A 23,073-nucleotide genomic window follows, 5' to 3' on the forward strand; every position below is an offset into this window, starting at 1 on the left:
GGATTGGTGTTTACCTTGTATGAGCTGCCGAAGGCTGCGATCTTTTGACGTTAATGGATATCAACGCGTCGGTCGGAAATGTACGCATCCTGAGTTTTGATAAAACTGTTGAACGCTTCGGAGTTGTAGACCTGCAGGCACCCAGGAAACACTACTTTTTCATTCGAGTATTTGCTGTTTGAAGGTGTCTGCTCGTAAGCCGTCAACACGTAGTTTCGGGTTTCTTCATAGGGATCGTGCAGCACCTGCAGCGTGTCTTCATTTTGCAGAATGGTATGCATGCCTTTGCCCATGAACGAATAGGCATTGGCGGACAGTGCAATGTCTTTTTCCAGCGCGGAGCGTTCTTTGAATGGCTTCAGAATGCAGTGGCTCAGGCCGTAGTTCTTTAGTGTCTGGCGTGCCTGTTCAATGTGGGTTTCGTCGGCAAGGGCGAGGTATGGGCTAAGAAGGCTGAGTAAACAGATGATCAGATATCGCATGAGTTTTGACTTCCTGTCGTTCATGGTTAGCCAGTTTAACGCCATAAAAGCAAAGCCCCTCACCCTAGCCCTCTCCCAGAGGGAGAGGGGACTGACCGAGTTGTCTGGGTGATCTACGCCGGCTTGCGACTTAAGCGGTGAACTTGGCTTGGCCAAGCCTGGAGGGTGGTGTTCTTTCGGGGGACTGACCGAGGTGCCTGGGTGATGTGCGCCGACCTGCGACTTCCGCGCTGATCTTCGCTTGGCCAAGCCTGAGATCACGCTGATCTTTCAGGTCGATGTAACCCGCAAGATCACCACCTTCAGTCCCCTCTCCCTCCGGGAGAGGGTTAGGGTGAGGGAAAGGCTTTTGTCCGCTCAGCCGCCAACCCCTGACTTGCCGCCCGGTAAAAGGTAAACTTTGCGCCCTTCGCAGGAGCAATCATGAATTATCGTCACGCCTTCCATGCCGGCAATCACGCCGATGTGTTCAAACACCTGACCTTGACCCGCCTCATCGCCCTGATGTCGCGCAAGGAGCAGCCGTTTGCCTATCTCGACACGCACGCCGGCATCGGTCTGTATGACTTGCAGGGCGATCAGGCCAACCGTACCGGTGAGTACCTGGAAGGCATCGCGCGCTTGTGGGATCAGCCGGATCTGCCGGCGCTGACCGCCGACTACATGAAGGTGTTGCACGAGATGAACCCGGATGGCCAGCTGCGCTACTACCCGGGTTCGCCGGAGCTGGCGCGGCGCCTGACTCGCCCGCAGGACCGGGTGATGCTCAACGAGAAACACCCCGAAGACGGTGTGCTGCTCAAGGACAACATGGCCGGTGATCGCCGGGTAAAAGTGCATCTGGGCGAGGGCTGGCACGTGGCGCGTGCGATGTTGCCGGTGCAGGAGAAGCGTGCAGTGATGCTGATTGATCCGCCGTTCGAACAGCTCGATGAGATGCAGCGTTGCGCGGCGTCGTTGAAAGAGGCGATTGGCCGCATGCGCCAAACCGTGGCGGCGATCTGGTATCCGGTGAAGGATCAGCGTGCGTTGCGGCGGTTCTATCAGGATCTGGCCGGCACCGGTGCGCCGAAGTTGCTGCGTGTGGAACTGCTGGTGCATCCGCTGGATACGCCGAACAGCCTGAACGGTTCGGGCATGGCGATTGCCAATCCGCCGTGGGGTCTGGAGGAAGAATTGCGTGAGCTGCTGCCGTGGTTGTCGAAGAAACTGGGGCAGACCCAGGGTGGCTGGCAGATGGATTGGTTGATTGCCGAGAGCTGATCAACGGCAAGATCAAAAGATCGCAGCCTGCGGCAGCTCCTACACGGTTCGGTGTCGTCCACCAATGTGCGGACGATCACTGATCTCCTGTAGGAGCTGCCGAAGGCTGCGATCTTTTGCTTTCAGGGTTTAATTACCCGCCAGGCTCGCTGGCATGCACACGCCGGTGCCGCCAATCCCGCAATAACCCTCAGGGTTCTTCGCCAGATACTGCTGGTGATACGCCTCGGCGAAGAACACGGTCGGCGCCTGATCGATCTCGGTGCTGATTTCGCCCAGACCCGCCTTCGACAGTTCCGCCTGATACACAGCCTTGCTCTTCAGCGCTGCGTCCAGATGCTCAGGCGAGGTCGCGTAGATCACCGAGCGGTACTGGGTGCCGATGTCATTGCCCTGGCGCATGCCCTGTGTCGGGTTGTGCAGTTCCCAGAACATCGCCAGCAGCTCTTCATAGCTGACTTTGGCCTTGTCATACACCACCAGCACCACTTCAGCGTGGCCGGTCAGGCCCGAGCAGACTTCTTCGTAGGTCGGATTCGGCGTGAAGCCACCGGCATAACCGACGACCGTGCTGACCACGCCTTCACGCTGCCAGAAGCGGCGCTCGGCGCCCCAGAAGCAGCCCAGACCGAAGATCGCAAAATCGACGTCCTGGAAAAACGGGCCAAGCAGCGGGGTTTCTTCAAACACGAAGTGCTTTTCAGGCAGGGTCATCGCGGTTTCGCGGCCGGGCAGAGCTTGTTCTTTGGTCGGGAGCACGTTTTTGTTCACCAGAATTTCCGAGCGCAGAACCATGATCGTTCCTCTCAGTCAGGTTGGATGTAAAAAGTCAGACCGCCAGTGTGCCGAATGATGCCGAGTTAATCACTACCCAATGTAGGAGCTGCCGAAGGCTGCGATCTTTTGATTTTGCTTTTTAAAAACCAGATCAAAAGATCGCAGCCTTCGGCAGCTCCTACAGGGGGCGGCATGTTATGGCGAGAATGGGGTAGCGGGGTTAGAGGCAGAGCGGGCCGCGCGGATAGCGCTTGAGAGCCTGGATCAGCTCGCCGCCCGGGATCGGCCGGTCGAACAGGTATCCCTGGCCGACGTCGCAACGGTGTCGACGCAGGAACGCCAGTTGCTCGGCAGTTTCGATGCCTTCAGCCACAACCTTGAGTTTCAGGTTGTGCGCCATGGCGATCACCGCCGAGGTGATTTCCATGTCGTCCTGGTTATCGGGGATTTCATGGATGAAGCTGCGATCGATCTTGATGATGTCGATCGGGAATTTCTTCAAATAACTCAGCGATGAATACCCGGTGCCGAAGTCATCCATGGCTAGCGTCAACCCGAGGCGCTTGAGCTGGTCGAGCTGCAAGTGCGTGTCTTCGGTGGCTTCCAGCAGCAGGCCTTCGGTCAGTTCCAGTTCGAGCAGATTGGCCGGCAGCGCTTCTTCCTTGAGGATGTTGGCGATGGAGGCGACCAGATCCGGGTCGGAGAACTGTTTCGGCGAGAGGTTGATCGCCACTTGCAGATTACCCATGCCGGCGGCGGTCAGCGCTTTGCTCATGCGGCAGGCCTGGCGGGCAATCCACTTGCCGATCGGAATGATCAGGCCGGTTTCTTCGGCGACGCTGATGAACTGGTCCGGGCGGATCATGCCGCGTTCCGGGTGATTCCAGCGTAACAGCGCTTCCATGCCCAGCAAGCGTCCGCTGCGCAGGCACAGCTTGGGCTGGTAGAACACGTCCAGCTCGTTCTGCGTCAGGGCGCGGCGCAGGTTGTTCTCGACGAACAGTTTGTAACTGGCCTCGGCGTTCAGTGCTTCGGTGAAGACTTGCACCTGATGTTTGCCGTTGGCTTTGGCTTTGTGCAGCGCCAGACCGGCGTTGCGCATCAGCGTTTGCGGGTCGCGACCGTGCAGCGGCGCGCACGCCAGGCCGACCGAGCCGGTGACGCTGATCAACTGGTTGTCGACGAACATTGGCTTGTCGAGGGTCGCCAGCAATTGGTTGGCGATCTGCTGACCGGTCGCCAGGTCGGTGTCGTCGAGCAGCACGGCAAACTCGTTACTGGCGAACCGCGCGAGGCTGCCACTTGGGCTCAGGCTGTTGCGCAGACGCCGGGCCAGACTGATCAGCAGCTTGTCGCCGGTCTGGTGACCGAGGCTGTCGTTGATCCGCTTGAAATTGTCGATGTCGACCAGCAACAGGCTGATCGGCGTGTCGCTGTCGCGGGCGAAGCGTTCGTCCAGATTGCGGATAAACGCCGGGCGGTTGCCGAGGTTGGTCAGGTTGTCGGTGTAGGCCAGCCGCTCAATGCGCTGCTGCGCCAGTTTGGTCTGGGTGATGTCTTCGTAGATGCCGATGTAATGCGTCAGCTCACGGTTGTCACCGTAGACTTTGGAGATCGACAGCTGACCCCAGTACGGTTCGAGGTTCTTGCGGCGGCTTTTGAATTCGCCCTGCCAACTGTTGCTCTTGGCCAGCGCCGAGGGCGCGTCGAACAACAGTTCACTGAGGTTTTCCAGCGCCGGCAGCTCGGACAGACGCTGGCCGTGGACTTCTTCGGTGGTGTATTGGGTGATCGCGGTGAAGCTCGGGTTGACGTACTCGACCACGCCATCGCAATTGACCAGCAAAAACGCGTTGGCGCTTTGCTCGACTGCACGCTGGAACAGGTGCAGGGCGCTGGTGGCCGTGCGGCGGTTGTGGTTGTTGATGACTTGCGCGAACTGGTCCGCCAGCTCGCCGGCAAAGGCGATTTCATCGGACTGCCAGGCGCGGGTGACGCCGGTCTGTTCCAGGCACAGCACGCCGACCACTTGCCCGTCGACGCGAATACTGGCGTCAAGCATGGCGTTGACGTCGCGCGGGCGCAGGGCTTCGGCCATCTCCCGGGTCCGCGGGTCGCGCATCGCGTTGTTTGCATCAATGGCGCGACTGCCGTGCAGGGCGTCCATGTAATCGGGGAAGCCACTGATGTCGATCACGTCCGGGAGCAGGTATTCCTGGTTCGCGCGATGGTACGCGGAGATCGGCACCAGATGCTGGCCTTCGAGGTTCCACAAGCTGGCGCAGTCGATTTCATAGATATCGCAGGCGCAGCGGGTGATCAGCTCGGCGGCTTCCTGCAACGAGTTGTGCGTGCTGTAGCGCTGGCGCGCGAGCAGCAGAATCAGGTCCTGCTGGGCGCGCACGCGTTCCAGGTGCTGCAGTTGTTCCTGCTGGGCGCGTTGATTCAGTTCAAGGGCGATTTGCAGGCGCGAATTCTGGGTTTCGAGGTCGACGCAGGGCACCTGCGGCACTTCGTCGAACACATCATCGACCGCCAATAGATAGCCGCGCAGCAGATGACGATTGTGCTGTTTATACGCTTCGCCCAATTCGAGGATGTTCAGCTTGCCTGCGGCGGTGTGCAGGGTATAGCGCACCAGATAATGCGGGCTGTCGCGCAGTTGCTGCTGGATCGCGTCGTGCAGTTGATAGCGCGCTTCGGGCTCCATCAGGCTGGCGTAAGGTGAACCGACCAGGGCGCAAAGCTCAACGGCCGGCTGGCCGAACTGGCGTTCACAGTTGGGATCGAGAAACAGCATCGCCCAACTGGCTTCATTCAAGCGCTCGAAACGCAGCATGCCGAGCCGCGAGGGCACAGGCAACTGCGTCACTACCTCGGCCGCCATACGGCTGGCGGCATCGGGTTGGCTCTTCATGAAGGGAACTCGCTTGGAAATATGCTGAACGCGCTGGGCTCTCGCCCTCTTTACTGTTGCCTGCGGCAAGGTTGCATCATTGCGGCACTGACTGACAAGAGACATGAAGGCCAAGTGCTATAAGAATATGTCGGCTGCGTCGGGCATTTCTCCAGCACGTCGTTGAAAAGAGTAAAAGATCGCAGCCTTGGGCAGTGTCTACAGGGGAATGCGCCCTCTGTAGGCGCTGCCGAAGGCTGCGATCTTTAAGGCTTAGCGCAGCTTTATGGCGATCGACTGCAGCCGTTTTCCATCCCGATCATGGTAATTGACCACAAGCTGATCAGCCTCGACCACCAAGTGGGCAAAATTGTCTTCACTCACCACTGTGCTGGTCAGTTCATGCCGATAATCGCCCGCCGCCGTGCGCACCAGCGGCTGATCCAGGATGAACGTGGACGCTTTGGCATATGGCAGCAGTTTGCTGTTGCACAGCGGCGAGGACACCACCGTGTGGATTTCGAAGTCCGGGTCTTCGCTGTGTGTCAAACGAGCCGTCAGCGAGCCATGCACGTCCCCGGAAATGAACACGACATTCTTGATTCGCCGGGTGCGGATGGTTTCCAGCAGGCGCAGGCGTTGTTCGGGAAAGGCTTTCCAGGCGTCATCGCCGTGGCGTTTGCGATCGGGATAGAACATCACGCTGGTGACCACGAACTTGACCCGCGCCGTGCTGTGGCTCAGCCATTTGAGCAGGGCCTGTTCCTGTGCCTCGTCGAGGATGCGTCGGTCGTCGGCTGACAAGTTGCGACGGGTGCGGCTATCGGTGACAAACCATTCGATATCGCCGTCGCTGAATTGATACCAGTAGTGCTCAAGTGTCGAGTGATCTATTTCACCGTTAGTTGTCAGCGGATGTACCGGGCTATGACTGGCCTGATACAACTCATAGGCAGCCATTGCGTTACGGTACAAGTCGCCGTCGGACTTGCTGGCATTGGCAGGCCAGTTATCTTCGATTTCGTGATCATCGAGAATCATGTAAGTCGAAGTGCCAGACATCAACCGTTGAATGTTGGATTGGGAAAACGCGGCGCGGTACTTGTTGAGGATGTCTTTGTATTCGCGATCCGGTGCGACCAAGTTCAAGTCGTCCACGTAAATTTGATCGCCGGTCATCAATACCGCGCTGATCGGGGGTTGTATGCCCTCGATGACCTGATTGATGGATGCAAAGATCCGGTCACCCAGTTGCGGCAGGGAGGCTATGCCAGCGGTCATGCGCAAGTAGCGGCAGGAGCCGACGATGTAGGCTCTGGGGTGCAGGGCTTTGCTGGAGCGGGTGCGCAGGCGATAGATTTCCCGCGGCCATTGCAACGGCAACTCGGCAACGCTGTCTGGCGTATGCACCGGATTCATCGGGCTGAACCAGCCGGTCTGATATTCATATTCGGTGTCGGCACTCAAGTTGTTGAGGGCGAACACATGTGACATGTCGCGTAATTCGCTCAGTTGCGCAAAGTTACCTTTGGACCAATGTTGTGTGCTGGAAGCGCGATAACGGATCCCGGCAAATACCGGCGAGTTGTTCTGACGATCGCCACGCATGAAGATGCGCGCATGATCAGTTGTAACGTGGCCGGTAATTGGGCCGATAGTTGGTTTTAACATGTCGAATCCATTCGAATTAACTTGAATTAACAGGGTTCCAATAAGTTTTATTAGTTGAATTGGTTGCGCCTAGGTTAGTTGCGTATCGAATAAAAAAGATCGGTGCCAAGTCGACCGGAGTTGTGGCCGATGTCAGCGCGACGTGTGGGAAAAGACGAGGGAGGTGTTTCTTCAGGCAAAAAAAAGCCCCGCCAAACTGACGGGGTTGAGGTACGAGCGTGTGGCGCTCGAAAGGGTGCAGCAATCGGCCCTCCGTTGCCGGAGGGCCGATCGAGTTACAGCAGGATCGTGCGGATGTCCGCCAGCAGGCTGCCCAGACGCTGGGTGAAGCGTGCGGCAGCGGCGCCGTTGATCACACGGTGATCGTAGGACAGCGACAGCGGCAGCATCAGTTTCGGCTGGAAGGCTTTGCCGTCCCAGACTGGCTGGATGGTTGCCTTGGAAACACCGAGGATCGCCACTTCCGGCGCGTTGACGATCGGCGTGAAGCCGGTGCCGCCAATGTGGCCGAGGCTGGAAATGGTGAAGCAGGCGCCCTGCATATCGTCAGCGGTGAGCTTCTTGTCGCGGGCTTTGGCGGCCAGCGCAGCGGCTTCGGCTGCCAGTTGCAGCAGGCTCTTCTGGTCGACATTCTTGATGACCGGTACCAGCAGGCCATCCGGGGTGTCGACGGCGAAGCCGATGTTCACGTATTTCTTGCGGATGATCGCTTTGCCGCTTGGTGCCAGCGAACTGTTGAAGTCCGGCAGCTCCTTGAGCATGTGCGCGCACGACTTGAGCAGCAGCGGCAGGATGGTCAGCTTGACGCCAGCCTTCTCTGCAACGGCTTTCTGTGCAACGCGGAAGGCTTCCAGCTCGGTGATATCAGCCGAATCGAACTGAGTCACGTGCGGGATGTTCAGCCAGCTGCGGTGCAGGCTCGACGCGCCGATTTGCATCAGGCGAGTCATCGGCACTTCTTCGATTTCGCCGAAACGGCTGAAATCGACGACCGGAATCGGCGGGATGCCCGCGCCACCGGTTGCGCCAGCAGCAGCGGCCGGTGCTTCCTTGGCCTTCTGCATCATCGCTTTGACGTAAACCTGCACGTCTTCTTTCAAGATACGACCGTGCGGGCCGCTGGCGCCGACAGCGTTCAGCTCGACGCCGAACTCACGGGCCAGTTGACGCACGGCAGGGCCGGCGTGAACTTTCGCGCCTGGCTTGGCCGGTGCGGCGGCTGGAGCGGCAGCAGGTGCAGGAGCAGCGGCAGCCGGAGCGGCAGGTGCTGGAGCGCTCGGAGCAGCAGCGGCGGCAGCTGGAGCCGGGGCAGCAGCAGGCGCTGCGCCTTTGACTTTCAGCTTCAGAATCAGGTCGCCGGTACCGACTTCGTCATCCAGCTTGATGGAAACGCTTTCCACCACGCCAGCGGCAGGCGATGGGATTTCCATGCTCGCCTTGTCGGATTCCAGGGTGATCAGCGACTGGTCGGCTTCAACGCTGTCGCCAGCCTTGACCAACACTTCGATGATCTTGGCTTTGCCGGCCGAGCCGATGTCCGGAACGTGGATGTCCTGAACGCTGTCAACCACCGGTGCTGCTGGCGCGGCTGCCGGAGCAGGCGCAGCGGCAGCGGCCGGTGCAGCAGCCTGGGCCGGAGCGGCAGCAGCAGGGGCCGCAGCACCCGCCACTTCCAGATCCAGAATCAGGTCGCCAGTGCCGACTTCGTCGTTGAGCTTGACGCTGATGGCTTTAACCACGCCAGCGGCAGGCGACGGGATTTCCATGCTCGCCTTGTCGGATTCCAGAGTGATCAAAGATTGATCAGCTTCGACGGTGTCGCCGACCTTGACCTGGATCTCGATGATCTGTGCCTTGCCCGAAGAGCCGATATCCGGCACGTGCACTTGCTGAACCGAAGCGGCAGCAGGGGCAGCGGCTGGTGCAGCGGCAGCAGGCGCTGCAGCCGGTTTGGCCTCCGCTTTTGCAGCCGGCGCAGCGGCAGGAGCAGGGGCCGCTTCAGCGGCGCCCTCGACTTCCAGCTCAAGCAGTTCGTCGCCTTCTTTCAGACGGTCGCCCAGCTTCACTTTCAGGCTCTTGATGACGCCGGCTTTCGGGGCCGGCACTTCCATGCTGGCCTTGTCCGATTCCAGGGTCAGGATGCTCTGGTCGGCTTCGATACGGTCGCCGACCTTCACAAACAGTTCAATTACTTCACCTTCACCGCTGCCGATGTCAGGTACGCGAATGAGTTCGCTCACAAAATGTCTCCTCAGCAGTCCAGTGGGTTGCGTTTTTCCGGGTCGATGCCGAACTTGACGATGGCTTCAGCCACGACTTTAGGTTCGATATCACCACGGTCAGCCAGTGCTTCCAGGGCTGCCAACACCACGAAATGACGGTCAACTTCGAAGAAATGACGCAGTTTCTTGCGGCTGTCGCTGCGGCCGAAACCATCGGTGCCGAGGACTTTGAATTCCTTGGACGGTACCCACTGACGGATCTGCTCGGCGAACAGTTTCATGTAGTCGGTAGACGCGATGACCGGACCTTTACGGCCGTTCAGGCACTCTTCGACGTAGCTCAGCTTAGGCTTCTGGCCAGGCTTGAGACGGTTGCTGCGCTCTACGGCCAGGCCGTCGCGACGCAGTTCGTTGAAGCTGGTAACGCTCCACACGTCAGCGCCGACGTTGAACTCTTCACGCAGGATCTTCGCCGCTTCACGGACTTCACGCAGGATGGTGCCGGAGCCCATCAGCTGGACGTGGTGCGCCGCATCGCGGGTGTCTTCTTCGAGCAGGTACATGCCTTTCTTGATGCCTTCTTCGGCACCGGCCGGCATGGCTGGCTGCTGGTACGACTCGTTCATCACGGTGATGTAGTAGAAGATGTCCTGTTGCTCTTCGGTCATCTTCTTCATGCCGTCCTGAATGATCACCGCCAGCTCGTAGCCGTAGGTTGGATCGTAGGTGCGGCAGTTCGGGATGGTCGCGGCCAGCAGGTGGCTGTGACCATCTTCGTGTTGCAGGCCTTCACCGTTCAGGGTGGTCCGGCCGGCGGTGCCGCCGATCAGGAAGCCACGGGTACGGCTGTCGCCAGCGGCCCAGGCCAGGTCGCCAATACGCTGGAAGCCGAACATCGAGTAGAAGATGTAGAACGGCAGCATCGGCTGGTTGTGGCTGGAGTACGAAGTACCGGCAGCGATGAAGGAGCTCATGGCGCCTGCTTCGTTGATGCCTTCTTCAAGGATCTGACCTTTCTGGTCTTCCTTGTAGAACATCACCTGGTCTTTATCGACTGGCTCGTAGAGCTGACCGACGGACGAGTAGATGCCGAGCTGACGGAACATGCCTTCCATACCGAAGGTACGGGCTTCGTCCGGGATGATCGGAACGATGCGCGGGCCGATTTCCTTGTCCTTGACCAGTTGCGCGAGGATTCGCACGAAGGCCATGGTGGTGGAAATTTCACGGTCGCCGGAGCCGTCAAGGATGGCCTTGAGGGTGTCCAGGTCCGGCGTCGGTACGCTGAAGCTTTGTGCGCGGCGCTGAGGCACGAAACCGCCCAGTGCAGTACGACGCTCACTGAGGTAGCGGGCTTCGGCGCTGTTTGGCTCTGGCTTGAAGAACGGCAGGTTCTCCAGCTCTTCGTCCTTGACCGGGATGTCGAAACGATCGCGGAACAACTTCAGGCTGTCGACGTCGACTTTCTTGGTGTTGTGCGCAGTGTTTTTCGCTTCGCCGGCACCGGTGCCATAACCCTTGATGGTCTTGGCCAGGATAACGGTTGGTTGTTCTTTGTGGTTGACCGCTTCGTGGTAAGCCGCATAGACCTTGTACGGGTCGTGGCCGCCACGGTTGAGTTTCCAGATCTCGTCGTCGGACAGATCAGCAACCATCGCCTTGAGTTCTGGCGTGTTGAAGAAGTGTTCACGGACGAACGCGCCGTCTTTGGCTTTGTAGTTCTGGTACTCGCCGTCGATGACTTCGTCCATGCGACGTTGCAGGATACCGTCGACGTCTTTGGCCAGCAGTGGGTCCCAGAAACGGCCCCAGATGACTTTGGTCACGTTCCACTGAGCACCGCGGAACACGCCTTCGAGTTCCTGGATGATCTTGCCATTGCCGCGAACCGGGCCGTCGAGGCGCTGCAGGTTGCAGTTGATGACGAAGATCAGGTTGTCCAGCTTCTCGCGGCCGGCCAGGGAGATCGCGCCCAGGGATTCCGGCTCGTCGCACTCGCCGTCGCCCAGGAAGCACCAGACTTTCTGTTTGCCCGGCTGGATGAAACCGCGGTGTTCCAGGTACTTCATGAAGCGTGCCTGGTAGATCGCCTGGATCGGACCCAGACCCATGGATACGGTCGGGAACTGCCAGAAGTCAGGCATCAGCCAAGGGTGCGGGTAGGACGACAGGCCCTGACCGTCGACTTCCTGGCGGAAGTTGTTCATCTGGTCTTCGGTGATGCGGCCTTCCATGAACGCACGGGCGTAAACGCCTGGCGAAGTGTGGCCCTGGAAGTAGATCAGGTCGCCGCCGTGTTCGTCGGTCGGGGCCTGGAAGAAGTAGTTGAAGCCGATGTCATACAGGGTCGCACTGGAAGCGAAGCTGGAGATGTGACCACCCAGGTCAGAATCTTTCAGGTTCGTACGCATTACCATGGCCATCGCGTTCCAGCGTACCAGCGAGCGAATGCGGCGTTCCATGAACAGGTCGCCAGGCATGCGTGCTTCGTGGGTTACCGGGATGGTGTTGCGGTAAGGCGTGGTGATGGCGTAAGGGAGCTGCGAGCCGCTGCGGGTCGCGAGTTCGCCCATACGGGTCATCAGATAGTGAGCACGGTCTTCGCCTTCTTTGTCGAGAACCGATTCCAGGGCGTCCAGCCATTCCTGGGTTTCGACGGGATCGAGGTCTTGCATGGCTTGCTCCAGGGCGGAAAGGCTTCCAGAATCGGTTGCCTGAGTTTGCGACTGGCCTTGTGGGCAGACGATTTAAAATTCTTGGATTGCCGATAGGTTGTTCCGGCGGCGTGTAGTTTTACTACAAATCTTCCGGCATTTCAGCCTTTCGAATGTATAGACGAGTAGTAAAACTACAGAAGAATGGCTTGTGGCCTCCGGCTGCGTTGTGAGAATAATCGTTAAGGTTGGTCTTTTACCATCCGAAAAAGGTGAAACTTTGATGTTCGCTGCCAACGAGAAAGAAATTTCAGCTATTTCTAACTTTTGTTCGACAGTCTTCCGGGTAGCGGCTTTTCACCAATCACTACAAGCGGCCATTTACACGCCGATCAAGGATAGACCATGACCCTGCCCGTGCTTGCCGAACTGCCCGCCATTCTCCTGCCGTTGGTCACTCGATCGGAGCAGTCGTTCCGTACGGCCGTCGCCGCGCTGGAAGACGATCACGGCCTGGCGAGCTGGACGCCAGAGCGCTGGGCGCAATTCGCCCGCGTCACCGCCGCCAGCGAATTCGTCATTGAACAGAGCGTTCGTGACCCTTTGATGTTGCTCACACTGGTGCAGTCCGGCGAACTCGACCGGGCCTTCGCGCCGGGTGAATTGTGTGCGCAGATTGCCGCTGCGGTGAACGCTGCCCAGAATGAAGATGAACTCGGTCGCGCCCTGCGCCGCCAGCGCGCCCGTCATCAAGTGCGGATCATCTGGCGCGATCTCACCCGCCAGGCCGATCTGGTACAGAGCTGCCGGGATCTCTCGGACATGGCCGACGCCACCATCGACCAGGCCTATCAATGGTTGTACAGCCGCCATTGCGAACAGTTCGGCACGCCGACCGGCCGCCGCAGCGGTGAGCCTCAGCAGATGGTCATCCTCGGCATGGGCAAGCTCGGCGCGGTCGAGTTGAACCTGTCTTCCGACATCGATTTGATTTTCGCCTACCCCGAGGGCGGCGAGACCGTTGGCGTGAAGCGCTCGCTGGATAATCAGGAATTCTTCATCCGGCTCGGCCAGCGCCTGATCAAGGCGCTGGATCCGATGACGGTCGACGGCTTCGTGTTTCGCGTCGACATGCGCCTGCGCCCTTACGGTTCGTCCGGCGCGCTGGTGCTGAGCTTCAATGCGCTGGAGCAGTATTACCAGGATCAGGGCCGGGACTGGGAACGCTACGCGATGATCAAGGCGCGGGTGGTGGCCGGCGATCAGGTGGCGGGTGCGCAGTTGCTCGACATGCTGCGACCGTTCGTTTACCGGCGTTATCTGGACTTCTCGGCGATCGAAGCGTTGCGCACCATGAAGCAGTTGATCCAGCAGGAAGTGCGGCGCAAGGGCATGGCCGACAACATCAAGCTCGGCTCTGGCGGCATCCGCGAGGTCGAATTCATCGCGCAGGCTTTTCAGTTGATTCACGGCGGCCGCGATCTGAGCCTGCAACAGCGTCCTCTATTAAAGGTGCTGAGCACGCTGGAAGGGCAGGGTTATCTGCCGCCAGCGGTGATCGGCGAATTGCGCGAGGGCTACGAATTTCTGCGTTACACCGAACACGCCATTCAGGCGATCGCCGACCGCCAGACCCAGATGCTGCCGGATGGCGCGCAGGATCAGGCGCGCATTGCGTTTATGCTCGGTTTTGCCGATTGGGACGCCTTCCACGAGAAGCTGATGTTCTGGCGCGGCCGCGTGGCCTGGCACTTCGCCCAGGTGATTGCCGATCCCGACGAGGATGAAAACGCCGAAAGTGAAGTGGTGGTCGGCGGTGAATGGCTGCCGCTATGGGAAGAGGCGCAAGACGAAGAGGCGGCGTGCCGGCAGTTGGAGGAGGGCGGGTTTGCTGATGCGAGCAAAGCCCTGAAAGCGCTGGCCGGATTGCGCAGCAGCCCGCAATTGCGCGCGATGCAGCGGTTGGGGCGTGAGCGTCTGGATGCCTTTATTCCGCGTCTGCTCGCACAGGCTGTGGAACACGCCAACCCGGATCTGGTGCTTGAGCGGGTATTGCCGCTGGTGGAGGCGGTGGCCCGGCGTTCGGCGTATCTGGTCTTGCTGACGGAAAACCCCGGTGCACTGCGGCGCTTGCTGACGTTGTGCGCCGCGAGCCCGTGGATCGCTGAGCAAATTACGCGTTTCCCGCTGCTGCTTGATGAGTTGCTGAACGAAGGTCGTTTGTTCAAGCCGCCCTTGGCGCCGGAACTGGCGGCTGAGTTGCGCGAGCGCCTGACGCGGATTCCCGAAGACGACCTCGAACAACAAATGGAAGCCTTGCGCCATTTCAAATTGGCGCACCGCTTGCGCGTGGCGGCGTCGGAAATCGCCGGCAGCCTGCCGCTGATGAAAGTCAGCGATTACCTGACCTGGCTGGCCGAGGCGATTCTCGAGCAAGTGCTGGCCCTGGCCTGGCGCCAGACGGTGGCCAAGTACGGCACGCCGCTGCGCACCGACGGCACCTTGTGCGATCCCGGCTTCATCATTGTCGGTTATGGCAAAGTCGGCGGCCTGGAACTGGGGCATGGTTCGGATCTGGACCTGGTGTTTATTCACGACGGCGATCCGCAGGCCGAAACCGACGGGCCGAAGTCGATTGATGGCGCGCAGTTCTTCACGCGCCTGGGGCAGCGGATCATTCACCTGCTGACGGCGCAGACCAACTCCGGTCAGCTCTATGAAGTGGACATGCGTCTGCGGCCTTCCGGTGCTTCGGGGCTGTTGGTCAGTTCGCTGGGGGCATTTGCGCGCTATCAGGAAAATGAAGCCTGGACCTGGGAACATCAGGCGTTGGTGCGGGCTCGGGTGCTGGTCGGCAGTCAGGATGTCGGCCAGGCGTTCGAGAGAGTCCGCGCGCAGGTCTTGGGCAAGGCGCGCGATCTGGCCAAGTTGCAACAGGAAGTCAGTGAGATGCGCGCGAAGATGCGCGATAACCTCGGCACCAAGAGCACCGCGGCCGGTACGGCGGCAAATGCCTTCGACGCCACGGCGCCCTTCGACCTCAAGCAGGACGCCGGAGGTATCGTCGATATTGAATTTATGGTGCAATACGCGGCTCTGGCGTGGTCGCAAAGCCACCCGCCACTGCTGCGCTGGACCGATAACATCCGCATTCTGGAAGAGCTGGAACACGAAGGGCTGATGCCTGCCGAAGATGCCAGCCTGTTGCGCGAGGCCTATAAAGCCTACCGCTCCGCCGCTCACCGGCAGGCGTTGCAGAAGGACGCCGGGGTGATTGCAGGTGACCAGTTTGTCGAAGAACGGCGACAGGTTTTACGGATCTGGAAAGAGATGGGGCTAAGCTGAAACACAGATGTGTGAACGAATGCAAAACCCTGTAGGAGTGAGCCTGCTCGCGATAGCGAAGTGTCAGACAACATCAATGTTGAATGTAACGACCCCATCGCGAGCAGGCTCACTCCTACAATAGATCTGCGGTGAGTCGCAGATATGTGAGCAGATGCAAAACCATGTGGGAGCGAGCCTGCTCGCGATAGCGGAGTGACAGTCGACAGTCATGTTGAAGGTAATGACCCATCGCCAGCAGTGCCGCTCCCTCAGTGATTCTCGAGGCGGGGAGGCGTAAATGCCTCCCCGGTTCGTTTTTGGAAACCACATGAATATTCTGATCGTTGGGCCCAGTTGGGTCGGTGACATGGTGATGGCACAGACACTGTTTCAGTGTCTCAAACAGCGCCATCCGCAATGCGAAATCGACGTCCTGGCCCCAGAGTGGAGCCGGCCGATCCTTGAGCGCATGCCCGAAGTGCGCAAGGCCTTGAGCTTCCCGCTCGGCCACGGCGCGCTGGAATTGGCGACGCGTCGGCGCATCGGCAAATCCCTGCGTGGTCAGTACGATCAGGCGATCCTGCTGCCCAACTCGCTGAAGTCGGCGCTGGTGCCGTTTTTCGCCGGCATTGCGAAACGCACCGGCTGGCGCGGCGAATTCCGCTACGGCCTGCTCAACGATGTACGCACCCTCGACAAACAACGCTATCCGTTGATGATCGAGCGGTTCATGGCTTTGGCCTATGAGCCGAACGCCGAGCTGCCGAAGCCTTATCCGCGCCCAAGCCTGCAAATCGACCCGGTCACTCGCGAAGCAGCGTTGGCCAAGTTCGGCCTGACCCTCGACCGTCCGGTGTTGGCCCTGTGCCCTGGCGCCGAGTTTGGCGAGTCCAAGCGCTGGCCGTCCGAGCACTACGCCAAAGTCGCCGAAGCGCGCATTCGTGAAGGCTGGCAGGTGTGGCTGTTCGGTTCGAAGAACGATCATGCGGTCGGTGAAGATATCCGCGCTCGACTGATTCCTGGCCTGCGTGAAGAGTCGGTCAACCTCAGCGGCGGCACTTCGCTGGCCGAGGCCATCGACCTGATGTCCTGCGCCGACGCGGTGGTCTCCAACGACTCCGGCCTGATGCACGTTGCCGCTGCGCTGAACCGTCCACTGGTGGCGGTCTACGGTTCGACTTCGCCGGGCTTTACCCCGCCGCTGGCCGAGCATGTCGAAGTGGTTCGTCTGGGCCTCGATTGCAGCCCGTGCTTCGACCGCACCTGCCGCTTCGGCCATTACAACTGCCTGCGCCAGCTGATGCCGGACGCGGTCAACGATGCCTTGCAGAAGTTGCAGGGCTCTGTGGTCGAGGTTCATTAAGTTGCGGGTACTGCTGATCAAGACTTCATCGCTGGGTGACGTGATTCATGCGTTGCCGGCGCTGACCGACGCCGCACGGGCCATTCCCGGAATCAAGTTCGACTGGGTGGTGGAAGAAGGTTTCGCCGAGATCCCGACCTGGCACCCAGCCGTTGGCAAGGTGATTCCGGTGGCGATCCGTCGCTGGCGCAAAAACCTCTGGAAAACCATCACCAGCGGCGAGTGGAAACGCTTCAAGCAAAGCGTGCGCGCCAATAAATACGACTTGGTGATCGACGCTCAAGGCCTGCTGAAAAGCGCCTGGCTGACCCGCTACGTCAAAGCGCCGGTAGCCGGCCTCGATAAAGGTTCGGCGCGCGAGCCGATGGCTTCGCGTTTCTATGACCGCAAACTGGCCGTGGCCCGTGGTCAGCACGCCGTCGAGCGCGTGCGCCAACTGTTCGCCATCGCTCTCGGCTACGACTTGCCGAAAGGCTTGGGCGATTACGGTCTCAACGTCGAGCGTCTGGTCGAACTGCCGCGCAAAAATGCCTTTGTGGTGTTCCTGCATGGCACCACCTGGGACACCAAACACTGGCCGGAAAGTTATTGGCGTGAACTGACCGAGCGCGTCGGCTACCTCGGCGTCGGCGTCAAACTGCCGTGGGGCAATCCGCAGGAAAAGGCCCGCGCCGAGCGCATCGCCGCCGGTTTCAAACACGCCGAAGTGCTGCCGAAGCTCAATCTCGCCGGCGTCGGCAAAGTCCTCGCCGGTGCGCAAGCCTGCGTCGCGGTGGACACCGGTCTCGGCCACTTGGCCGCCGCGCTGGACGTGCCGACCATCTCTCTGTTCGGTCCGACCAACCCGGGTCTGACCGGCGCTTACGGCAAGCTGCAGATTCACCTGGCCAGCGACTTCCCGTGCGCGCCATGCCTGCAAAAGAAATGTACCTATCAACCGACCGCGCAGGATGCCCGTCAGTTTGACCTGAAGCGTGAACAGCCGCTGTGCTTCACGCGTCTGAACCCCGAGCGTGTCGCCAGCCGACTGAGCACGTTGTTAATGGCTGAGGAGCTGCGCTGATGCAATTGGCATTCGTCCTGTACAAATATTTCCCGTTCGGTGGCTTGCAGCGCGACTTCATGCGCATCGCCCTTGAATGCCAGAAGCGCGGTCACCAGATTCGCGTCTACACGCTGATCTGGGAAGGCGACGTGCCGCCCGGTTTCGAAGTGCTGGTGGCGCCGGTCAAGGCATTCTTCAACCACCGTCGCAACGAAAAACTCAGCGCGTGGATGGCAGCCGATTTGGCCAAGCGCCCGGTCGATCGTCTGATCGGGTTCAACAAGATGCCGGGGCTGGACGTCTACTACGCCGCCGATGGCTGCTTCGAAGACAAGGCGCAGAACTTGCGCAATTCGCTGTACCGCCGTTGGGGTCGCTATCGCCACTTCGCCGAGTACGAGCGCGCGGTGTTCGCCAAAGACGCGAAGACCGAAGTGCTGATGATTTCCGAAGTGCAGCAGCCGCTGTTCATCAAGCATTACGACACGCCGCTTGAGCGCTTTCACCTGCTGCCGCCGGGCATTGCCCAGGATCGTCGCCGTCCGGCAGATGCTGACGAAATTCGCGCCGGTTTCCGCGCTGAATTCAATCTCAAGGACGACGAACTGCTGCTGGTGCAGATCGGCTCCGGGTTCAAGACCAAAGGCGTCGATCGCAGCCTGAAAGCGCTGGCTGCATTACCTGCCGAACTGAAGAAACGCACCCGGCTGTTTGTAATCGGCCAGGATGACCCCAAATTATTCCAGATGCAGAGCGCAACTTTGGGTCTGGGCGATAACGTAACGTTCCTCAAGGGGCGCAGTGATATCCCGCGTTTCCTGCTCGGCGCCGACCTGTTGATCCACCCGGCCTACAACGAAAACACCGGTACCGTGTTGCTTGAAGCGCTGGTCGCCGGTTTGCCGGTGCTGGTCAGCGCGGTCTGCGGTTACGCTCATTACATTGCCGAGGCGGATGCCGGGCGAGTGCTGGACGAACCGTTCGATCAGGCGCAACTGACGCAATACTTGACTGAAATGTTGCATGACGACGCCGCACGCGCGGCCTGGAGCCGCAATGGTCTGGCCTTCGCCGAGACGGCCGACCTCTACAGCATGCCGCAGCACGCGGCCGATGTGATTCTGGCGGAGCACGCTTAATGAAGTTGATGCTGGCTGAACCGTTCAAAAGCCTTTGGGCCGGGCGCGATCCGTTCGCCGAGGTCGAAGGCTTGCAGGGCGAGGTATACCGCGAGCTGGAAGCACGCCGGACACTGCGCACGGAAGTCGACGGCAACGGATTTTTTGTCAAGATCCACCGTGGCATCGGCTGGGGCGAAATCTTCAAGAACCTGCTGACCGCCAAGCTGCCGGTACTCGGCGCGGGTCAGGAGTGGACAGCCATTCAGCGTTTGCAGGAGGTCGGCGTGCCGACCATGACTGCCGTCGCGTACGGCGAGAAGGGCAGCAACCCGGCAGATCAGCACTCGTTCATCGTCACCGAAGAACTGGCGCCGACCGTCAGCCTTGAAGACTTCAGCATCGATTGGGTCAAGCAGCCGCCCGAGCCCAAGCTCAAGCGCGCGCTGATCGCCGAAGTCGCACGCATGACCGGCATGATGCACCGAGCCGGCGTCAACCATCGCGACTGCTACATCTGCCACTTCCTGCTGCACACCGATAAACCGGTGACGCCGGACGACTTCAAACTCTCGGTGATCGATCTGCACCGTGCCCAGACCCGCACGAAAATCACGCAGCGCTGGCGCAATAAAGATCTGGCGGCGTTGTACTTTTCCGCGCTGGACATCGGCCTGACCCGCCGCGACAAACTGCGTTTCCTCAAAGGCTATTTCCAGCAACCGCTGCGCCAGATCCTGGCTGAAGAAGCGCCGTTGCTGAGCTGGCTGGAAGGCAAGGCCAACAAACTCTACGCGCGTAAACAGCGTTACGGGGATGCGCTCTGATGGCGGGTTGGACTCTCGAGCCGCAATACAGCGAGCTCGCCGAAGACTTCGGCAGTCTCGAAGCGGTATTTGCGTTGCAGGGCGAACGCCTGACCCGTGATCCGCTGTCGGAAGTGATTCGCGTGCAGCGCAACGGCGTCAATTATTACGTCAAACGCTATGTCGGTGCCGGTAAAGGCTTGCGCCGTTATCTCGGCAAGCCGCGGGTGAAGATGGAATGGCAGAACCTCAAGCGCTTCGCCAAGTGGGGCATTCCCACCGCTGAAGTGGTGGCCTGGGGGCTGGAACGACGTGGCGCGGCGTATGATCGTGGCGCCATGATTACCCGTGAACTGCCCGACACCGAAGACCTTTCGGCGCTCGCCGAGCGCAAGGATCCGAAACTCAAGGATCGCGCCTGGGTTGACGGCGTCAGTCGGCAATTGGCCGGCTATACCCGGACGATGCATGATCACCGATTTACCCATAACGATCTGAAATGGCGCAACCTGTTGATCGATGATCAGGCGCGGATATTTCTGATCGATTGTCCTAACGGCGAGTTCTGGCGCGGCTTCTGGCTCAAGTATCGGATCACCAAGGATCTGGCCTGTCTCGATAAACTCGCCAAATACCACCTGTCCAATACCCAACGCCTGCGCTTCTACAAGCAATACCGCCAGTGCGATCGGCTTGATAGCGCCGACAAGAAACGGATTCGGCACGTGGTGAGATTTTTCGAGGGACGCGAATGACTGATTTTCTCGCCGCTGAAGACCGCGCACTGCTTGAGCGCCATGGTCTCGGCACTTTTGACGCACTTTGGGCGAAGCAGCTTGAGGCCGTGGACGAACCCAATACCGCCCGTGGCGGTTGGAGCAGCGTCTTCCGTCTGGACCTGGAGGGGCAGGGTTATTACCTCAAGCGCCAGAGCAACTACCTGACGCGGACCTTGCATGCGCCTTTCGGCGAGCCAAGCTTTGCCCGCGAGTTTCGCAATATCAGTCGCTATCGCAAGCTCGGTATCCCGGCGCTGCAAGCAGCGTTTTTCGGTGAGCGTAAGGTCAACGGCGAAGTCCGTGCCATCCTGCTGACTCGGGCACTCGATGGCTGGAGTGATCTGGAATCGCTGTTGCAGCGTTGGGCGCAGCTCAGTACCGCGCAGCATTCAGCCATTCTCAAGGCTTGCGGATTGCTCGCGCGGCATCTGCACGGCGTGCGTCAGGTGCACGGCTGCTTCTATCCCAAACATATTTTTCTGCGAGCCACCGGTGACGGGTATCAGGCGCAATTGATCGATCTGGAAAAGACCCGGCCGTTGTTGTTTGGCATGCGCGACCGGATCAAGGATCTGGAGCCGCTGCAACGTCGCGCACCGGAATGGAACGAGGCGCAACTGCGTGAATTGCTCGCGGCTTATCTCGATCAGCCCACTGACAGCGCGCTGCTGGACAGCTGGCTCGCCCGGCTGACCGCGCGTCGCAGCCACAAGGAGACCCGCTGATGCAATTGTCCGAGCTGGCTAGTGTCGGGCGAACCCCGCAACTGCCGCTGACGGTGACCCTGGCCGATGCCGCCGGCAGTGCGGATCTGCAATTGCTGAGTCTGCTGCGGGTGTTGCCGGGACAGCGTTACGTTGGTGCCGGTGTCTGGCGTGGGCGTCCGGTGTTGGCCAAATTGCTGGTCGGCGGCAAAGCTGCCCGGCATTTTCAGCGCGAGCTGGAAGGCGTGCGCTTGCTGGCCGCGCAGGGCATGACAACACCGTTGCTGTTGGCCGACGGGTTGAAAAATGGCGAAGGTGGCTGGCTGCTGTTCGACTTCCTTGAAGGTGCCGAAAGCCTTGGCGATGCCTGGGCGAAAGTCGAGTCGCTGCCGGTGCTGGCCGATGAACAATCGGCGGTGTTGGCCGAGGCGCTGGGTGCCATTGGCCAGTTGCACGGCAAAGGGCTCTGGCAGGAAGACCTGCACCTGGACAATCTGCTGCGCCACGGCGGCCAGTTGTACCTGATTGACGGTGCCGGGATTTGCGCAGAAACCGCCGGCCAGCCGTTGTCGCGACAAAAAGTCCTGGAAAATCTCGGGGTGTTTTTCGCCCAGTTACCCAAGGCGCTGGAACCGTTCACTGAAGAACTGCTGGTGTATTACCTGTTGAGCAACAGCGAGCACGCGTTGCCGCTGGAGGCCTTGCAGAAACAGATCGACAAAGTGCGGCGCTGGCGTTTGAAAGACTTCCTGATCAAGGTCGGTCGCGAGTGCACGCTGTTCAGTGTGCAGCGTGGCGCGTTCGCTCTGCGCGCGATTCGTCGTGAAGAAGAATCAGCCATGTTGCCGGTGCTGGCGCAGGCCGATGCGTTGCTTGATCAGGGTCACCTGTACAAGACCGGTGGTGCGGCGAGCGTTGGCAAGGTTCAGGCCGGTGCGCGCACGCTGGTGATCAAGCGCTACAACATCAAGGGCTTTGCCCATTGGCTCAAGCGTTTCTGGCGTCCGAGTCGCGCCTGGCATTCGTGGCGCGAAGGCAATCGCCTGGCGTTCCTCGGTATCGCCACACCCAAACCGCTGGCTGTGCTGGAGAAGCGCTTTTTGTGGCTGCGCAGCCGTGCGTATCTGGTGACCGAGTTCTTGCCGGGGCCGGATATCATCGAGCGCTTTGCGCCTTACGTTGAAAGCGGTGAAGCGCCGGAAGCGGAGTTGCAGGCGCTGGATCAGTTGTTCGCCAGATTGATTGACGAGCGGATCAGCCATGGCGACTTCAAGGGACACAATCTGTTCTGGCAGCAGGATCGCTGGGCGCTGATCGATCTGGACTCGATGTGCCAGCATGGATCTGTCGGCAGTTTCGCGCCGGCCTATGCCCGTGACCGTGCGCGATTCATGCGCAACTGGCCCGAAAGCAGCGCGCTGTATCAGATTATTGATCTACGGTTGCCGAAAGATATTTCCAGCGTGGCCTGAGACAAACCAGCAGTAGAGGACAAGATTCAGCGACTTGTCCTACAGCTTCTCCAGAAGCCATGAACTGTGCCCTGTTCAGTCCCGATGCTAATTTGCCCAACGACCTTGGAGGGCGAATTTTGACCATTAAACAGGCTGCAACGCTGGGTGTATTTTCATGGATTCTGGCTGGCTGTGGCAGCGCCATGACTGTCTTGCAGGACGATGCCGACGTGGCGCGGGACATGCGCAAACAAAAAACCTATTGCCAGTCCATTCCGCGGATTTACAGCGGTCTGGCCTTTGATTTCTGCGTGTTGAACGCGCCGCCGGATCCCAGCGGTTTTCTGGTGCCATTCGTGTTGCTGGATCTGCCATTGTCGGGAGTAGTCGATACAGTAGCGTTGCCCTATACGGTTTATCGTCAGCTCACCGACGGTAATCTTGGTATTTACTGGCGCAAGGGCAGTTATTGAGTAGCAGGGTAAGGTTTCTCCAGACCATTCACCCAGAGG

At 59.7% G+C, this 23,073-nt stretch carries 16 protein-coding genes; 10 read left to right on the top strand and 6 right to left on the bottom strand.

Annotated elements, in window-relative coordinates:
• Positions 1–50 precede the first annotated feature (50 nt).
• Complete coding sequence (locus H8F23_RS22845; RefSeq protein ID WP_194935858.1) at positions 51–482, bottom strand: hypothetical protein; 432 nt, start codon at positions 480–482, stop codon at positions 51–53.
• A gap of 423 nt (positions 483–905) precedes the next feature.
• Here H8F23_RS22845 and H8F23_RS22850 point away from each other — a divergent pair, with 423 nt between their 5' ends.
• Positions 906–1,745, top strand: coding sequence for a 23S rRNA (adenine(2030)-N(6))-methyltransferase RlmJ (locus H8F23_RS22850; RefSeq protein ID WP_007915674.1), 840 nt, complete (start codon positions 906–908; stop codon positions 1,743–1,745).
• A gap of 129 nt (positions 1,746–1,874) precedes the next feature.
• Here H8F23_RS22850 and msrA read toward each other — a convergent pair whose 3' ends face one another.
• From msrA to aceE, 5 genes are all read right to left on the bottom strand, one after another.
• A complete protein-coding gene (gene msrA / locus H8F23_RS22855; RefSeq protein ID WP_194935859.1) occupies positions 1,875–2,540 on the bottom strand; it encodes a peptide-methionine (S)-S-oxide reductase MsrA in 666 nt (221 codons plus the stop codon).
• 202 nt (positions 2,541–2,742) lie between these two features.
• Positions 2,743–5,439, bottom strand: coding sequence for a putative bifunctional diguanylate cyclase/phosphodiesterase (locus tag H8F23_RS22860; protein ID WP_194935860.1), 2,697 nt, complete (start codon positions 5,437–5,439; stop codon positions 2,743–2,745).
• A 252-nt stretch (positions 5,440–5,691) separates the two neighbouring features.
• A complete protein-coding gene (locus H8F23_RS22865) occupies positions 5,692–7,089 on the bottom strand; it encodes an alkaline phosphatase D family protein (protein WP_194935861.1) in 1,398 nt (465 codons plus the stop codon).
• 275 nt (positions 7,090–7,364) lie between these two features.
• Positions 7,365–9,329, bottom strand: a complete 1,965-nt coding sequence (gene aceF, locus H8F23_RS22870) for a dihydrolipoyllysine-residue acetyltransferase (RefSeq protein ID WP_194935862.1) — start codon at positions 9,327–9,329, stop codon at positions 7,365–7,367.
• A gap of 11 nt (positions 9,330–9,340) precedes the next feature.
• Positions 9,341–11,986, bottom strand: a complete 2,646-nt coding sequence (aceE, locus tag H8F23_RS22875; RefSeq protein WP_007915682.1) for a pyruvate dehydrogenase (acetyl-transferring), homodimeric type — start codon at positions 11,984–11,986, stop codon at positions 9,341–9,343.
• 384 nt (positions 11,987–12,370) lie between these two features.
• Between aceE and glnE the strand changes: the two genes are divergently transcribed.
• The 9 genes from glnE to H8F23_RS22920 all read left to right on the top strand — a co-directional run bounded on the left by glnE (position 12,371) and on the right by H8F23_RS22920 (position 23,034).
• Positions 12,371–15,310, top strand: a complete 2,940-nt coding sequence (gene glnE / locus H8F23_RS22880; RefSeq protein WP_194935863.1) for a bifunctional [glutamate--ammonia ligase]-adenylyl-L-tyrosine phosphorylase/[glutamate--ammonia-ligase] adenylyltransferase — start codon at positions 12,371–12,373, stop codon at positions 15,308–15,310.
• Positions 15,311–15,620: 310 nt separating this feature from the next.
• Positions 15,621–16,655: a lipopolysaccharide heptosyltransferase II gene (gene waaF / locus H8F23_RS22885; RefSeq protein ID WP_194935864.1), complete on the top strand. Its 1,035-nt coding sequence runs from the start codon at positions 15,621–15,623 to the stop codon at positions 16,653–16,655.
• Between the two features lies 1 nt (position 16,656).
• Positions 16,657–17,718, top strand: coding sequence for a lipopolysaccharide heptosyltransferase I (waaC, locus tag H8F23_RS22890; RefSeq protein ID WP_077570514.1), 1,062 nt, complete (start codon positions 16,657–16,659; stop codon positions 17,716–17,718).
• Positions 17,718–18,839, top strand: a complete 1,122-nt coding sequence (locus H8F23_RS22895; RefSeq protein WP_194935865.1) for a glycosyltransferase family 4 protein — start codon at positions 17,718–17,720, stop codon at positions 18,837–18,839. Before waaC ends, H8F23_RS22895 begins: the two co-directional genes overlap by 1 nt.
• Complete coding sequence (rfaP, locus tag H8F23_RS22900) at positions 18,839–19,645, top strand: lipopolysaccharide core heptose(I) kinase RfaP (protein ID WP_194935866.1); 807 nt, start codon at positions 18,839–18,841, stop codon at positions 19,643–19,645. Before H8F23_RS22895 ends, rfaP begins: the two co-directional genes overlap by 1 nt.
• On the top strand, positions 19,645–20,379 hold the full coding sequence (locus H8F23_RS22905; RefSeq protein WP_093430128.1) for a lipopolysaccharide kinase InaA family protein: 735 nt from the start codon (positions 19,645–19,647) through the stop codon (positions 20,377–20,379). The genes rfaP and H8F23_RS22905 overlap by 1 nt, the downstream gene beginning before the upstream one ends.
• On the top strand, positions 20,376–21,128 hold the full coding sequence (locus H8F23_RS22910; RefSeq protein ID WP_095125331.1) for a lipopolysaccharide kinase InaA family protein: 753 nt from the start codon (positions 20,376–20,378) through the stop codon (positions 21,126–21,128). Before H8F23_RS22905 ends, H8F23_RS22910 begins: the two co-directional genes overlap by 4 nt.
• Positions 21,128–22,579, top strand: a complete 1,452-nt coding sequence (locus tag H8F23_RS22915) for a lipopolysaccharide kinase InaA family protein (RefSeq protein WP_194935867.1) — start codon at positions 21,128–21,130, stop codon at positions 22,577–22,579. The genes H8F23_RS22910 and H8F23_RS22915 overlap by 1 nt, the downstream gene beginning before the upstream one ends.
• 119 nt (positions 22,580–22,698) lie before the next feature.
• Entirely contained in the window at positions 22,699–23,034 is a 336-nt protein-coding gene (locus H8F23_RS22920) for a YceK/YidQ family lipoprotein (RefSeq protein WP_194935868.1), read from the top strand.
• The last annotated feature ends 39 nt before the right edge of the window (positions 23,035–23,073 follow it).

It is taken from the genome of Pseudomonas neuropathica, from assembly GCF_015461835.1.
GTDB classification, from domain to species: Bacteria; Pseudomonadota; Gammaproteobacteria; order Pseudomonadales; family Pseudomonadaceae; genus Aquipseudomonas; species Aquipseudomonas neuropathica.